The organism is Spirulina subsalsa PCC 9445, assembly GCF_000314005.1.
Classification (GTDB): domain Bacteria; phylum Cyanobacteriota; class Cyanobacteriia; order Cyanobacteriales; family Spirulinaceae; genus Spirulina_A; species Spirulina_A subsalsa.
On sequence record NZ_JH980292.1, the window covers coordinates 368,594 to 381,707 of the forward strand.

General features: G+C 42.9%; 19 protein-coding genes. 6 read left to right on the forward strand and 13 right to left on the reverse strand.

Annotation, left to right across the window (positions count from 1 at the left end):
• The first annotated feature begins 9 nt into the window (after positions 1-9).
• The 4 genes from SPI9445_RS0102090 (at position 10) to SPI9445_RS0102105 (ending at position 5,390) form a co-directional block, all read left to right on the forward strand.
• The gene (locus SPI9445_RS0102090) at positions 10-1,470 is read left to right on the forward strand and encodes a glycosyltransferase family protein (protein WP_017303062.1); all 1,461 of its coding nucleotides are present in this window, start codon (positions 10-12) and stop codon (positions 1,468-1,470) included.
• Between the two features lie 66 nt (positions 1,471-1,536).
• Positions 1,537-3,012 carry an ArnT family glycosyltransferase gene (locus SPI9445_RS0102095; RefSeq protein WP_017303063.1) on the forward strand — a complete coding sequence of 492 codons (1,476 nt, stop codon included), beginning with the start codon at positions 1,537-1,539 and terminating at the stop codon, positions 3,010-3,012.
• Between the two features lie 12 nt (positions 3,013-3,024).
• Positions 3,025-4,290, forward strand: a complete 1,266-nt coding sequence (locus tag SPI9445_RS0102100) for a glycosyltransferase (protein ID WP_017303064.1) — start codon at positions 3,025-3,027, stop codon at positions 4,288-4,290.
• 35 nt (positions 4,291-4,325) lie between these two features.
• Positions 4,326-5,390 (forward strand): NAD-dependent epimerase/dehydratase family protein, encoded by a 1,065-nt coding sequence (locus SPI9445_RS0102105; RefSeq protein WP_017303065.1) that lies wholly within the window; start codon positions 4,326-4,328, stop codon positions 5,388-5,390.
• A 38-nt stretch (positions 5,391-5,428) separates the two neighbouring features.
• Here SPI9445_RS0102105 and SPI9445_RS0102110 read toward each other — a convergent pair whose 3' ends face one another.
• The 4 genes from SPI9445_RS0102110 to SPI9445_RS0102125 form a co-directional block, all read right to left on the reverse strand.
• Entirely contained in the window at positions 5,429-5,659 is a 231-nt protein-coding gene (locus SPI9445_RS0102110; RefSeq protein WP_017303066.1) for a hypothetical protein, read from the reverse strand.
• 18 nt (positions 5,660-5,677) lie between these two features.
• The gene (locus SPI9445_RS0102115; RefSeq protein ID WP_017303067.1) at positions 5,678-7,954 is read right to left on the reverse strand and encodes a heavy metal translocating P-type ATPase; all 2,277 of its coding nucleotides are present in this window, start codon (positions 7,952-7,954) and stop codon (positions 5,678-5,680) included.
• 94 nt (positions 7,955-8,048) lie between these two features.
• Positions 8,049-8,339 (reverse strand): PIN domain-containing protein, encoded by a 291-nt coding sequence (locus SPI9445_RS24015; protein ID WP_164674595.1) that lies wholly within the window; start codon positions 8,337-8,339, stop codon positions 8,049-8,051.
• A gap of 29 nt (positions 8,340-8,368) precedes the next feature.
• Entirely contained in the window at positions 8,369-8,575 is a 207-nt protein-coding gene (locus tag SPI9445_RS0102125) for a type II toxin-antitoxin system HicB family antitoxin (protein WP_017303069.1), read from the reverse strand.
• 342 nt (positions 8,576-8,917) lie between these two features.
• Here SPI9445_RS0102125 and SPI9445_RS0102135 point away from each other — a divergent pair, with 342 nt between their 5' ends.
• Both SPI9445_RS0102135 and SPI9445_RS0102140 read left to right on the forward strand, forming a co-directional pair.
• On the forward strand, positions 8,918-9,145 hold the full coding sequence (locus tag SPI9445_RS0102135; protein WP_017303071.1) for a hypothetical protein: 228 nt from the start codon (positions 8,918-8,920) through the stop codon (positions 9,143-9,145).
• Entirely contained in the window at positions 9,135-9,548 is a 414-nt protein-coding gene (locus SPI9445_RS0102140; RefSeq protein ID WP_017303072.1) for a putative toxin-antitoxin system toxin component, PIN family, read from the forward strand. Before SPI9445_RS0102135 ends, SPI9445_RS0102140 begins: the two co-directional genes overlap by 11 nt.
• A 119-nt stretch (positions 9,549-9,667) precedes the next feature.
• Here SPI9445_RS0102140 and SPI9445_RS0102145 read toward each other — a convergent pair whose 3' ends face one another.
• The 9 genes from SPI9445_RS0102145 to SPI9445_RS0102185 all read right to left on the reverse strand — a co-directional run bounded on the left by SPI9445_RS0102145 (position 9,668) and on the right by SPI9445_RS0102185 (position 12,966).
• Positions 9,668-10,084, reverse strand: coding sequence for a type II toxin-antitoxin system VapC family toxin (locus SPI9445_RS0102145; RefSeq protein ID WP_017303073.1), 417 nt, complete (start codon positions 10,082-10,084; stop codon positions 9,668-9,670).
• Positions 10,081-10,332 carry a hypothetical protein gene (locus SPI9445_RS0102150; protein WP_017303074.1) on the reverse strand — a complete coding sequence of 84 codons (252 nt, stop codon included), beginning with the start codon at positions 10,330-10,332 and terminating at the stop codon, positions 10,081-10,083. The genes SPI9445_RS0102145 and SPI9445_RS0102150 overlap by 4 nt, the downstream gene beginning before the upstream one ends.
• Before the next feature lie 19 nt (positions 10,333-10,351).
• On the reverse strand, positions 10,352-10,633 hold the full coding sequence (locus tag SPI9445_RS0102155; RefSeq protein WP_026079466.1) for a hypothetical protein: 282 nt from the start codon (positions 10,631-10,633) through the stop codon (positions 10,352-10,354).
• A gap of 144 nt (positions 10,634-10,777) precedes the next feature.
• Positions 10,778-11,167 (reverse strand): type II toxin-antitoxin system VapC family toxin, encoded by a 390-nt coding sequence (locus SPI9445_RS0102160; RefSeq protein ID WP_008055511.1) that lies wholly within the window; start codon positions 11,165-11,167, stop codon positions 10,778-10,780.
• Positions 11,157-11,390, reverse strand: coding sequence for a hypothetical protein (locus SPI9445_RS0102165; protein ID WP_008055509.1), 234 nt, complete (start codon positions 11,388-11,390; stop codon positions 11,157-11,159). Before SPI9445_RS0102165 ends, SPI9445_RS0102160 begins: the two co-directional genes overlap by 11 nt.
• A 152-nt stretch (positions 11,391-11,542) precedes the next feature.
• Positions 11,543-11,896, reverse strand: a complete 354-nt coding sequence (locus SPI9445_RS0102170) for a DUF433 domain-containing protein (RefSeq protein ID WP_017303076.1) — start codon at positions 11,894-11,896, stop codon at positions 11,543-11,545.
• Positions 11,897-11,970: 74 nt separating this feature from the next.
• Entirely contained in the window at positions 11,971-12,195 is a 225-nt protein-coding gene (locus tag SPI9445_RS0102175; protein WP_017303077.1) for a hypothetical protein, read from the reverse strand.
• A gap of 76 nt (positions 12,196-12,271) precedes the next feature.
• The gene (locus tag SPI9445_RS0102180) at positions 12,272-12,700 is read right to left on the reverse strand and encodes a type II toxin-antitoxin system VapC family toxin (RefSeq protein WP_026079467.1); all 429 of its coding nucleotides are present in this window, start codon (positions 12,698-12,700) and stop codon (positions 12,272-12,274) included.
• Positions 12,697-12,966 carry a hypothetical protein gene (locus SPI9445_RS0102185; protein ID WP_017303079.1) on the reverse strand — a complete coding sequence of 90 codons (270 nt, stop codon included), beginning with the start codon at positions 12,964-12,966 and terminating at the stop codon, positions 12,697-12,699. The genes SPI9445_RS0102180 and SPI9445_RS0102185 overlap by 4 nt, the downstream gene beginning before the upstream one ends.
• Positions 12,967-13,114 lie beyond the last annotated feature (148 nt).

A 13,114-nucleotide genomic window follows, 5' to 3' on the forward strand; every position in this document is an offset into this window, starting at 1 on the left:
AAATATTCAATGGCGTTATCTGACCTTAAATTTCCCTTCTTCAAAACATTTAGCTTTACTGTTTTAACCCCAATTGTGTTATTTTGGTTATCTCTGTATGCCCTAGGTTATCCCTTGCCCGGCGATGATGATCTCTTCTTTATTGGGGCTGGCATTCACCTTGCAGAAACAGGAAATTTTGTCAACCCATTTCTATCCCAATGGGCTGAACAAACCATCGACCGATTCTATGTTCAACCCCCCTTTTATTCCTACGCTCTTGCCCTATGGTTACAAATTTTTAGCATCACAACTCGCAGTTTTCTCCTCTTCCAGTTCTTCTGTTATAGCAGCTTTTCAATTTTCCTAGCCTTAACCCTACGAAAGTTAAAATTTTCCCCTTTAGCGTCTTGGGCTATTATCCTCTGTGCTGCACTGTGGCTGCTGTTCGGAGGGCTAAGACAAGATGCCTTTGCCACCGCCTTATTGATGGCCGGGTTATATTATCTTTTAACCGATCAAGTGGTTTATTACCTAATTGGTTTTACAATTTTAGGTCTTTCCGTCCTTTCTTCTCCAGTTAATATTGCCTATGCCACCCCTTTAGCTTGGGCTATCCTAATCCGTAACTTTATGACCCAAAAATCCTCAATCTTAATCCGGCAGTATGTCACTCCAAGGCTGTTGATGCTGCTGAGTGCAATTGTTATAGTTTTTCTCCTATTTTTACTCAGTATTAACTTTGAACTGGCGCGCTTTTTTGCCGATCTCGGTTGGCACTCTGACCTACGACGTTCCCCCATCTCCCGTATTATACCTAACTTGATTTTTATTGTTACAGGAGGGTATGGAAAAATCACCTATGGAGGACTCTATATTTTTAGTATTTTCTTCGCCGGATTATTGTTTATAAAACGGAAAACAACCCCCAAACAGTTATATTGTGTCTTGCTAAGTTTGCTGCTAGCGATAATCTTGGGACTCATCACCTATGCCAACACCTTAGCCTCTAATATTAATTTCCTGCTTTGGGTGAGTATTATTCTAACCTTAAATAAACTAGACCTAAAAGCCCTTCATCGCCAAATCCTCTGTTGTATCGCTTTTCTTTTGTTATTAATTAATTACAGTTCAACTCTCTTAAACCTAGTGTTTGTCGATCATAGACTAGATCCCCCAGAAACGATTGCTGAAATTGTTGATTATGTGGCTAACAACCCAGAAAAAACCTATTTTATAGATGGAATTTCTGCTCGTTATATTTTTGACTATAAATTACCCCCTAGAGCCGTGAGTTGGGAATTTTCAGGAGAACCCGCAATGGGGCCTCCAACTTCCCTCGCGGATAAGTCTGAAAATGAGGTCTGGATTATTTCCCGTAGGCAAGCATGGCACGTTCCCGAGTTACCAGATTATCCTAGATTGACATTACTAGGTCGTCGTTTTAAAAGTATTGCCGCCCAACCTCATAAAATTCTTCTCATTCCTTAACTGATTCATGATTTCCCCCAACAATCATCACGGGATTCCTTATCAATTACATCAGGATCTAATTTTATGATTCAAGCAAAACTGATCCCTTTTCAAAATTTTAAGTCCATTATCAAAAACTACTATTTTCAAGTTTTTACCCCTATTCCCTTGTTTTGGCTGGTTTTTTATGCCCTAGGATTTCCTCCTCCTATGGATGATGATTTATTCTTTATTGGGGCTGCTATAAACTTAGCTAAAACGGGAAATTTTGTTAATCCATTATTAGCCTTGTGGTCAGATAGAGCGATTGACCGATTCTATGTTCAGCCTCCCTTTCATTCTCATATTTTGGGCTTTTGGCTTCAACTATTTGGCGTAAATACCGCTAGTCTTTTAGCCTTTCAGGTGTTCTGTTACTTTGTCTTTTCTGTTTTCTTAGCCCTTTTGCTCAAAAGATATAAATTTCCGTGGTTTACTCCCTTAGCGATTACCCTTTGTTACGGTCTATTTATGTTTGGTTTTGGGTTACGCCAAGATGGGATCTCCATGGCTTTTTTAGCCCTAGGTTTATGGCTGATTTCCTATGATCAATATCTCGCCTATTTTTTCGGGTTTGTTTGTTTAGGTTCAAGTATTCTTTCCTTACCCGTTAATATGGTAATAGCAATCCCGTTTGGTTTAGGGATTCTGATCCGCAACTTTTGGTCAATCAAAGACGCTCCAGTGACGCTTAAAAAGCATCTATTTTATACCTCAATGATTTGGGGGTTAGCTGTTTTATTTACATTTTTTATTCTTTTACTCAGTATCAACTTTGAATTGTCTCGTTTTCTCTCTGATTTATCTTGGTGTGCCTCCCTCCGTCGCCAACCGATTAGTAACTTAATCCCAAGTATTATTTGGCAAATTTCTATAGGGGCTGGAAAAATGATTTACGGCAGTCTTTACGGTTTATTGCTTGCTGTAGAAATCTTGGTTTTAATCAATTATAAAAAACAGGAAAATTTAATCAAAGGATTTTTAGTGATTAGCAATATTTCATTAGGAACAATGCTAATTGCTTATTCTAATGTCTTGGGAACAAATTTTAATTTTTTCTGTTGGGTCTGTGTGATCATTCTTTTATCGAAATCTACTCTCCCGGCAATTTCTCGAAAAATTCTAGGATTAATGGCGGCCGTTATTGTCTTCATTAATTACAGTCCCACGTTTCTCACACTCTTCTTCCAAGATAGAACTGTCTCTACAAGCGTACAAGAAGCTAAAGAGTTTGTCGAAGCTCATCCCAATACAGCCTACTGGGTTGATAGTATTGCGGCAAGGTTTGTCTTTGACTATGATATTCCTGAAGGGTCAGTAGGCTGGGAGTTTTCGAGCGGTTCGGTTTTCTTCTTGCCGAGTTCTGTCGCCCAAAAACCACCAGATATGGTCTGGATTATTGGGACTAAACAGGCTTGGCATATTCCTGATGAATTACCGGACTACCCACGATTACAAGTATTTGGTCGAGAATTTCAAAGTATTGCTCGTAAACCTTATGATGTTTTAATCATTGAATAAATTAGGCAAATTATGTCATCTCCAGCTAATGGTCGCTTAAAGTTTTTGGGTGCAGCGAGTTTAAGCACTGCGTTTAATTTGGTCTTAATCTCTGTCCTGATTGAACAATTACAATGGGATGGGAATATAGCCAATTTGGTGGCTGTAGAAGTGTCCTTACTGTTTGGTTTTTTGGCTTATCGTTTGTTGGTGTGGTCAGGGGGAAATTGGCAGATTCAGGATGTGTTGCTCAAGCAAATCCCCCTCTACCATATCTCTCATGGGGCGGCTTTATTGGGGCGGATTTTGCTGATTTTTCCCCTGTTGAACTATTGGGGGGTACATTATGGGGTAAATACCCTTGCCGGGGCGATTTTTGGGGGGATTTTGAATTATCTGGTGAGCGATCGCATTCTACCAGAATTAAGGCGATCGCATTTCCACTATCCCGAAGCCCTCGCCCCCTCCCTCGTTGCCTCTGGACCCCGTGCAGAACGTCCCGATTCCCTCCCCCCCGTCGATCTTCTTTCTATCGTTATTCCAGCGTATAACGAGGAAGGAAGTATTAGCCCCACCGTCCACAAACTCAGCCAGCGCCTAGAGGAAGCAGACTTAAACTATGAGATTTTAGTAGTCAATGATAACAGCCGCGATCGCACAGAACAAATCCTGCAACAACTGCACCAAGAAAACCCCCGCGTTCGTTACATTAATAACTACTACCCCAACGGTTTTGGTTTTGCCGTCCGGTGTGGAGTCGAAAACTTTCAAGGGGATGCCGTTATTGTCTACATGGGCGACAGTTCGGACAGTCCCGATAATATTATAGACTACTACGAACAACTGCAAGCAGGCTATGAATGCGTCTTTGGTTCGCGCTTCATCCAAGGCAGCAAAATTGTAGACTATCCCACCCACAAACTCCTAATTAACCGTTTAGCCAACTGGTTTGTTAAAGTCCTCTTTGGACTCGACTACAACGACACCACCAACGCCTTTAAAGCCTACCGGAAAGAAGTCATTCAAGGCATTTCGCCCTTACTTTCCCATCACTTTAACCTCACCGTAGAAATGCCCCTAAAAGCCATCGTCCGAGGCTACTCCTACACCATTGTTCCCATTACTTGGCACAACCGCAAAGCGGGAGTTTCCAAACTCAAAATCAAAGAAATGGGCAGTCGTTACCTCTTTATTGTCCTCTCCATCTTCTTAGAACAAAAACTATCGGGAGGAGACTATCACCGCAGCAGAAACCCCATCGCTCAATCTCCCATAAGTTCTCATAAATCGTCAAACTAAACCCCAGTCAAGTTATTAAAAATTCCCCAAACATCATGAGCGAAAAAATTCTAATTCTAGGCGGTGCTGGCTTTATCGGAAGTTCCCTCGCCCTTAACCTCAAACAACAATATCCTGACGCGCATATTATCTGTTTAGATAACCTCAGACGGCGCGGTTCAGAACTAAATCTCCCTCGCTTCAAAGCCGCTAATATTGACTTTATTCATGGAGATATTCGCAGCGAAGCAGATTTAGATCCCGCCATCTTAGCCGTTGATACTATCATTGATTGTTCCGCCGAACCCTCTGTATTAGCGGGATTTAGTTCCCCCCAATACGTGCTACAAACCAACCTTATCGGCACAATGAACATCTTAGAACTAGCCCGCAAACTATCAGCCCGTTTACTCTTTTTATCCACCAGTCGCGTTTATCCCATTGAACCGATTAAGCAACTCAATCTGATTGAAACAGAAACCCGCTTTCAACTGGCAGAAAAACAACCTTATCCCGGCATTTCTCCCCAAGGAATTAGCGAAGAATTTCCCCTAACGGGGGCGCGTTCCCTGTACGGTGCGACCAAACTCGCGTCAGAATTACTCATTGAAGAATACCGCCATGCTTATGGTTTAAAAGCCATTATTAACCGTTGTGGGGTGATTACTGGGCCCTGGCAAATGGGGAAAGTAGACCAAGGGGTTTTTACCTTTTGGATGGCTGCCCACTACTTTAAAAAATCCCTGCGCTATATTGGTTATGGTGGAACGGGGAAACAAGTTCGAGACTTACTTCATGTGAATGATTTATTTAACTTAGTGCAGTATCAACTGGAACATTTTGCTGAATTAGATGGAGATGTTTTAAATGTAGGAGGAGGGCTAGATGTGAGTCTTTCCTTATTAGAAACAACTCAAATCTGTGCAGAAATTACAGGTCATCAGATTCCCATTGAAGGGGTTTTAGCAGAACGGGAGGGCGATGTTCCCTTATTTATTACAGATGCCTGTAAAATGAAAGAAAAAACGGGCTGGAATCCTGCTTATTCCGCCCGACAAACTTTGTTAGATATTTACCAATGGATTCAACAAAATGAGTCCTTACTCTCCGGCATTTTATGACCTTGTTACTCAAATGAAATTGGTATGAGAATCCAGAGTTACGGTGTCTTAGTTTTATCCTTCACTAAAAACCACCAGAGTTCTAACCCAATTAATCCTAATCCCCCGGCGGTAACAGCTAATTTTAAGACTAAAGGCTGTTCGATTTGTTCAAAGGTTGGGTCTTTCGGTGGGGTGGAATGATCCATTTTAGTTTGACCGGGGGAGGGGCTAGTTAAGAGGAGAATCAACGTGATAGCCGTTGGGAAAAAAGTTCGCTTGAAATTCATAATTTTTGAGCTAAATTATCATATCTTGGGTTTAAAATGCCGTAACTGTAAGGCATTCATGACCACAGAAACAGAACTGAATGCCATGGCTGCCCCTGCGACAATGGGGTTGAGTAACCAACCGAAAAAGGGGTATAAAACCCCGGCAGCAATGGGAATCCCTGCCACGTTGTAAATGAAGGCAAAAAATAAATTACTGCGAATATTGCCGAGGGTAGCGTGACTAAGTTGAATGGCGGTGATCAGGCCTTGGAGGTCGCCAGAAATCAGGGTAATATCGGAAGCGGCGATCGCAACATCAGTTCCCGTCCCAATGGCAATCCCTACATCCGCTTGGGCTAAAGCGGGCGCGTCATTGATACCATCCCCCACCATTGCCACCCATTTTCCCTCCTCTTGTAACTGTTGGATAATAGCGGATTTTTGATCCGGGCGCACTTGGGCAAAGACTCGGGAAATTCCGGCTTGTTGGGCGATCGCATCAGCCGTTTTTTGATTATCCCCCGTCAGCATCACCACCTCCAACCCCATTTTCCGCAACTGCTTCACCACCGCCGAGGACGAAGGTTTTAAAGCGTCAGCAATGCCCACAATAGCCTCTACCTGACCCTCCAAGGCCACCCAAACCACCGTTTGACTCTCCGACTCCCAGCGTTCAGCGAGACGGCTTAACGGCTCATTTTGGGGGGTCTGGCGGTCACAATCTAAGCCCAACTCCCTCAACCAGCGCCAGGTGCCCATCTGGAGCCGAACCCCATTCACGCGACCCTGTACCCCACTCCCAGCAATAGCCTCAAAGCCCTCTACCTTGGGCAAATCCCCCCCGATTCCTTGATTTTTAGCATATTTGACCACCGCCTCCGCTAAGGGGTGTTCTGATTGATTTTCTAACGCCGCCATCAAGCCCAACAGCTTAATCTCATGGCCATCGGCGGTTCCCGTCACCGTTTGAAACTGACGTACCATCGGCTGACCCACCGTAAGGGTTCCGGTTTTATCCAAAACAATCGTCTGGATTTTGTGGGCCACTTCCAAACTCCCCGCATCCTTGATTAATACCCCATATTCCGCCCCTTTCCCCGTGCCAACCATAACCGAAGTCGGAGTAGCCAAACCTAAAGCACAGGGGCAAGCAATCATCAAAACCCCTAAAGTGGTGAGGGTGGCCAGAGTCAGGTTGCCCATCGCCCAAAACCAAATCACAAAGGTCAGAATAGCAATAGCCATCACCACCGGAACAAACCACCCCGTCACCTGATCCGCTAATTGTTGAATGGGGGCCTTTGAACCTTGGGCGGCCTGGACTAACTGGACAATCTGGGCTAAAACCGTATCCCGTCCGACCCGAGTCGCCGTAAATTGGAAACTCCCGGTTTTATTCAACGTCGCCCCAATCACCTCATCCCCCGCTTGTTTCTGCACCGGGACACTTTCCCCCGTCACCATCGCCTCATCCACCGTAGAAGCCCCTTCCACCACCTGCCCATCCACCGGGATTTTCTCCCCTGGCCGGACTAAAATGCGATCGCCGACTTCCACCTCCTCCACCGGAATATCCTCCACCTGTCCCCCTCGAATCACCCTAGCCGTCCGCGCTTGCAGTCCCAACAACTGACGAATCGCCTCCGAAGTTTTCCCCCGCGCCCGATGTTCCAGAAACCCCCCCAACAGCACCAACGTAATCACCATGGCACTAATTTCATAGTAAACATCCGGCGCTAACCCTTGCTGTATAAATAAATGAGGGGCAAACGTCGGCACCAACGAATAAAGATAGGCCGTCCCCGTCCCCAGCGCCACTAGGGTATTCATATCTGCACTATTCTGTTTAAACGCCTTCCACGCCCCGATAAAGAACCCTTGTCCCACCCAAAACACCACCGGAGTCGTTAACACCAACTGAAGATAGGGATGATGTAACCACATGGGAATCCAAGGCAAATGTAACCCCGTCATCATCGGCAGGCCACCAAACATCAAAACCCCACTAACAATTCCCCCCAACACCAGTTTCTGGATAAGTTCCCGTCGTTGGGCTTCTTGCCGCGCCTTTTCCTCCTCATCCAACTCCCTACCCATTGGTTTCATCGGAAAAGCCTGATATCCCGCCCGACTCACAGCCCCTTGAATAGCATTGAGGGTCGTTTGTGCTGGGTTATAGCGGACCTTAGCCTGTTCTGCCGCAAAATTGACCTGACAATCCTCAACCCCAACAACATCGCTGATTACGCGCTCAATACGACCCGCACAGGTCGCACAGGACATTCCCTCTAAGCGTAAGATTGATTCTTCCATCGCTTCCTCCTGACTTTACCTTGCTAGTTTTAAGATAAAGTCTCCTCCTCACTGGAGAGTCAAGGGAGTCCTATAAACCCCCAACCTTGATAAGTTAAGACCCAAAGTTAGAAGTCAAGGCATCGGGAAGTTTGAGGCGGTGATGTCGCCGTAATTGAATAGTGCGATCTTCAGTTTGGGGCAGTAGGGGGACTTGTTCAAACTGCATTAACAAATCAGCAATGACCGCTTCTTCCTCATTGGATAATTCTGGGAAACTCAGCAACTCAATTCGCACAATACAGGAAATAATCACCTCATTTTGTCTGATAAATGATTCTGAGAAAAATGGCAAGATTGCCGCTTCGTCAGCCAAGTAGTCAATAAATCTGTTGGTGTCGTAAATTTTACAAAGTTGTTTTCCTCAAATAGACTTCATACAGTAATTTCCACAATTTCATCTGTTGGGTCTATTCTGTTTAGGCTATTATTCGCAACAGTGAGCCACCCCTGAACGGCATCTTGTAAATTTTGCCGAACCTCTTCTATAGTATCTCCCTCGGTAATACAACCCCGAAATGCTGGAACTTCTGCCCAATAGCCACCTTCTTCTGCTGGATGAATAATTGCTGTAATTTTCATAAGCTAAGTATTAGTAAACTGCCGTTAAAAAAAAATTTGTCTTCGCCCATTAGCCGTTTTTGCTGAAGCCTTTGTTTAAAATCGGCAGTATGATGACCGACTCCCATTGTAATTAAATCAGCTTGCAGGTTCTGGATTTCTTCCTGTTCTTGAGCAATTTGAGCATCAATTTGGGTAGGTCATGGCAAATCGTATTTTTGGGTCCCTTTCTAGGGATTGCGGCAGTCGCCACGAGCGCGAGGAGTTAGGGGACAACCACCCTAACGGGGGGATGGTTAAACGGGGGGGTGATATGGTGCTATAATTTTGTCAAACTCTAAATTGCCAATTGACAAGAAAACTATGGCTAGTATTATTCTTCAAGTTGATGAAGAGATTAAGGCGGCATTTGAACAGGCTAACCCGGAAATCCAGAAACAGTTAAGTCATATTGTTCAGTTATTTTTACGAGGAAATTTATATGACAAGCGTTTAACTGAGGTGATGGCAGAAATTTCAGACAAAGCACAACAACGAGGCTTAACACCAGAAATTTTACAAGATATTTTAGACGATGACAATGACCCGTAAATTTGTCATTGATACCAATGTGTTAATCAGTGCTTTACTGTTTAAATCATCAGTTCCATTTCGGGCGTTAGAGTTAGCGGAAGAACAAGGAATAATTTTATACTCTGAAGCAACTTTAAGTGAATTAGGGCAAGTTCTGAATCGTCCCAAGTTTGATAAATACCTTTCTCCGGAAGAAAGGCAACTGTTTTTAATTAAATTCATCAATTCCTGCCAATTGGTCAAGATTACAGAAACAATCACAATTTGCAGAGATAAAAAAGACAATAAATTTTTAGAATTGGCTGTTAGTGGTAGTGCTAATCTCATCATTACAGGAGATTTAGATTTATTAGTGTTAAATCCTTTTAAATCCATAGAAATTCTGACACCCGATAGGTTTGCTGATAAATGTACTGAATAAACTCCAGCCGTGGGCGTGTTTTTCTTGAATCAGTTGGGCAACTGAAACGCAACTCTGGGCAATTGTTGGGTGAATAAACTTGCATCTATGGTATTAATTAGGCAGGTTTTGCTTTGATGTTAAAACATGAAAAGATTCTCAAAATAATTTTTATTATTCCATTGATAAATACTAAAATCTTTAATGTCTAATGATAAAATTCGTCCGGTTTTGTATTCTTCTGCTAACAGAACTAGGGATGCGTCTGCTAAATCCATCGGAACATCGCGATATTTATTCATCAAATCTTTGAGCTTAGAAACATGGTAAGGCTTAATTTCAAAAACTTGAAATAATCCCTCAGACATGGCATTAATAAAGGTAACTGAAGATTGAACTCCCCGACGACCTTGTAGAAAGTAGCAAGTTTCGGTTACAACACACCAGGTGGTTATCAAAGGTTCATTATATTGACCGAAAGTTTGTTTAGCTGCTTCATGGTAGTTATCATTTTTGTTGGCTAAGGCAACCCAGAAGCCAGTATCAACAATAATCATTGTTCAGTCCGAATTTCCTGCATTAAGATGGATTCGCAGTTTTTAGCTAAGTCAGGTTCGGCTTCAATACAACCAATAAAGCCAATTCTACTAAAATTTTCCAGATGATTAGTAGAAGTAGTCAAGAGTTGTTGATAATAATAGTCAAGAGCCGCTGCTAAAATTTCATCTGGATTTTGTCTAGTTTTCTGTTGGATAAAAGCAAGTTTTTGAGCTTGTTCATCAGTGAGTTGAGTGGCAATTTCCATTGTTTCCTCCTTTTGTCTATCAACTGAAGGATATTTTAACTTCGTATTGAGGATGTCTCTTTTTCAAATAATCAGCGATCGCCTTTTTTCGATTGGCCCGTTCTGATAAATCAGGAGGCGCATCTTCTAACAGATGTTCAGGATGTCCCCCACGTCTTTCGACAATAGTTTGGCGGGGTTGCAAACTCAACCAGCGTTCTTTAACCAACCGTTTAATCAATTCATCACTGGTCGTTTTTTCCTTGGCTAAAATTTCCACTAAACGGGCTTCTGTTTCGGGGTCTAGTTGTATGTTCAGTATGAATCCCTCTGATTTGTGATTAATATTTAATTATGCCTAATGGACGCCAACTCATCCTTAAACTGATTTAAGTTGAGGAGGGGCTAAGGGGGGGGGTGACTACTATTATAGCAAAATTTCCAGCAACCTGGTTTCTTGACAACATCACTTATCAAATGGATTCCATAAACTTAACCCGTCAATGCGCTTAAAATCATCAACGTTGCGAGTGACCAAAATACATCCGGTGACTAAAGCACAAGCGGCAATGATACCATCAGCCAGTTTTAAGCGATAATTTCGCCTAATTATCGCCGCAGTATCTAAAACCGCTTCCGTCAAGGATACGCAGTTAATTAGCCTTAAAAACTCTCGCATTTCATTGGCTTGCTCTTCGGTTAGACCCGGGTAACAAAGCAATTCAACCCAAGTAATTGGACAGTAAAATCCCTCTGCTTGTCGGCTGTCAATTTCCTCAAATACATCCTGAACTTCGGGCTGATTATTAAAATAATAAATCAGGATGTTAGTATCGAGAAGGTATTTATTCGGCATCCCATTCTTGTCGAATTTTTAATTGAAATTTCAGAGCATCGACGCGCTTGGGTAGAAACCCACGCCATCGATTCAAGTTGAGTCGGGGTGATTCGGTAGTATTTTGCACCTCTTGAGAGGGTTCACCCTGAGAAACTAGGGTAGCTAGTTCTTTTAACAGAAGTTTTTGCTCATCTGAGGTTAGAGTTTGAGCTTGATGCAGAATTTCTTGGTAATTAGACATCGGTTTTGGAGTCAGCTTTCAGGTGATGTTTTTATTATACTCGCTATTGGCTCAACCGGGTTTATTTTGAAGGTGGGGAATCATAAACCGGGTTTGTATCAAAACTCTGGTTAGTCCCTGAAACTATTGCAGAAACACGATTTCTCAGATACTCAAAGTTCATAGCTTTTCCTCTTTTGCTGAAGCCTTTGTTTAAAATCGGCAGTATGATGACCGACTCCTATTGTAATTAAATCAGCTTGCAGGTTCTGGATTTCTTCCTGTTGTTGGGCAATTTGAGCATCAATCTGGGGTTGATAGGTGTAGTAATAACTGAGGGCAGAATAAATGGCAGCCAGGGAAATTTCTGGGTGTTGAAAGTGCAGTTCTTCTGGACTCCAGCCGTGGGCGTGTTTTTCTTGAATCAATTGGGCAACTGAAAGGCGACTCTGGGCAATGCTTGCCTGATTTTGAGCATCAAGGTCTAGGTATTGCCAAGTTACCGGAGCATCGCTCGTGAATGCCATCTTGAGGAGAGGGTAAGGGTTGATACTATTGTAGCAAAATCCCAAGAAGCTCGTTTTCTTTGATTCCACGCAACCTAAGACATTTCTAAAACTTGTTGCAGAGAGGCAGAGAGTTCAATGGGCATAAAATAGGCGTTAGGATAGAGATAATCTTCCCCGGATTCATCAACAACCCGAATCATTTGATAGGGACTGGCTTTTGAGTCCGGTAAGACTTGATAGATTTTGCGAACTTCTAGGGAAGCGGCATAGTCTGTGTTTTTGATGCAAACAACAAATTCTCTTGAAACTTCCATCATCTGCCCTCGTTACTCAAGCATTGATTTGAGTTTTTATAACTCACTTCTAGAAATCATAGTCACCCTAAAAATAACTTTATGATTCAGGGATAAATGCCCGTTCAAAAGCTCGGTTTCGATAACGCCGATACACATCAAAATCACTATCTAAAGTAGCAATAGCTGGAATATTCAGCCGTTCCGAAATCGCAATTAGAGACAAATCCGCAAAATCTCCAGGCAAATCTGCATATTGCTGATTCAGTTCAGCAATGCGGGAAAAATCTTCAGGCAGCAGTGGGATTGTTTCAAAAACCCCCTTAGCAACTGCCTCTAAAAACAGATTTTGTATTCGCCAATTAGAACTTAAAAGCCACATAACCTCAGTAGCACAGCCAACAGTAGTGACTAGGTTACTGGTACATCTTTCAAAGAAGATTCGTACCTGTTGATGATAGCGGTCTTTAGCACTGTAGTAAGCGACTAGAATTCCACTATCTACAAGAATTACAGGATAGTAGGTCATTGCAAATCGTATTGAGGATGTTTCTTTTGCAAATAATCAGCGATCGCCTTTTTGCGAGTAGCCCTTTCGGACAGATCCGGCGGCGCATCTTCTAACAGATGTTCAGGATGTCCGCCCAATCTTTCGACAATCGTTTGGCGGGGTTGTAAACTCAACCAGCGTTCTTTAACCAACCGTTTAATCAATTCATCGCTGGTCGTTTTTTCCTTGACTAAAATTTCCACTAAACGGGCTTCGGTTTCGGGGTCTAGTTGTATGTTCAGCATGAATCCCTCTGATTTGTGATTAATATCTAATTATACCTGATTGACGCCAACTCATCCTTAAACTGATTTAACTTGAGGAGGGGCTAAAGGGGTGATTACTATTGTAGCCAAGTTGCCAGAAACCGGGTTTCTTTGAGAAAGGGTTTTC

Coding starts and splice junctions, on each gene's coding strand:
- SPI9445_RS0102090 (WP_017303062.1), top strand. CDS start 10: ATGGCGTTATCTGACCTTAAATTTCCCTTCTTCAAAACATTTAGCTTT.
- SPI9445_RS0102095 (WP_017303063.1), top strand. CDS start 1,537: ATGATTCAAGCAAAACTGATCCCTTTTCAAAATTTTAAGTCCATTATC.
- SPI9445_RS0102100 (WP_017303064.1), top strand. CDS start 3,025: ATGTCATCTCCAGCTAATGGTCGCTTAAAGTTTTTGGGTGCAGCGAGT.
- SPI9445_RS0102105 (WP_017303065.1), top strand. CDS start 4,326: ATGAGCGAAAAAATTCTAATTCTAGGCGGTGCTGGCTTTATCGGAAGT.
- SPI9445_RS0102110 (WP_017303066.1), bottom strand. CDS start 5,659: ATGAATTTCAAGCGAACTTTTTTCCCAACGGCTATCACGTTGATTCTC.
- SPI9445_RS0102115 (WP_017303067.1), bottom strand. CDS start 7,954: ATGGAAGAATCAATCTTACGCTTAGAGGGAATGTCCTGTGCGACCTGT.
- SPI9445_RS0102125 (WP_017303069.1), bottom strand. CDS start 8,575: ATGAAAATTACAGCAATTATTCATCCAGCAGAAGAAGGTGGCTATTGG.
- SPI9445_RS0102135 (WP_017303071.1), top strand. CDS start 8,918: ATGGCTAGTATTATTCTTCAAGTTGATGAAGAGATTAAGGCGGCATTT.
- SPI9445_RS0102140 (WP_017303072.1), top strand. CDS start 9,135: ATGACCCGTAAATTTGTCATTGATACCAATGTGTTAATCAGTGCTTTA.
- SPI9445_RS0102145 (WP_017303073.1), bottom strand. CDS start 10,084: ATGATTATTGTTGATACTGGCTTCTGGGTTGCCTTAGCCAACAAAAAT.
- SPI9445_RS0102150 (WP_017303074.1), bottom strand. CDS start 10,332: ATGGAAATTGCCACTCAACTCACTGATGAACAAGCTCAAAAACTTGCT.
- SPI9445_RS0102160 (WP_008055511.1), bottom strand. CDS start 11,167: ATGCCGAATAAATACCTTCTCGATACTAACATCCTGATTTATTATTTT.
- SPI9445_RS0102165 (WP_008055509.1), bottom strand. CDS start 11,390: ATGTCTAATTACCAAGAAATTCTGCATCAAGCTCAAACTCTAACCTCA.
- SPI9445_RS0102170 (WP_017303076.1), bottom strand. CDS start 11,896: ATGGCATTCACGAGCGATGCTCCGGTAACTTGGCAATACCTAGACCTT.
- SPI9445_RS0102175 (WP_017303077.1), bottom strand. CDS start 12,195: ATGATGGAAGTTTCAAGAGAATTTGTTGTTTGCATCAAAAACACAGAC.
- SPI9445_RS0102180 (WP_026079467.1), bottom strand. CDS start 12,700: ATGACCTACTATCCTGTAATTCTTGTAGATAGTGGAATTCTAGTCGCT.
- SPI9445_RS0102185 (WP_017303079.1), bottom strand. CDS start 12,966: ATGCTGAACATACAACTAGACCCCGAAACCGAAGCCCGTTTAGTGGAA.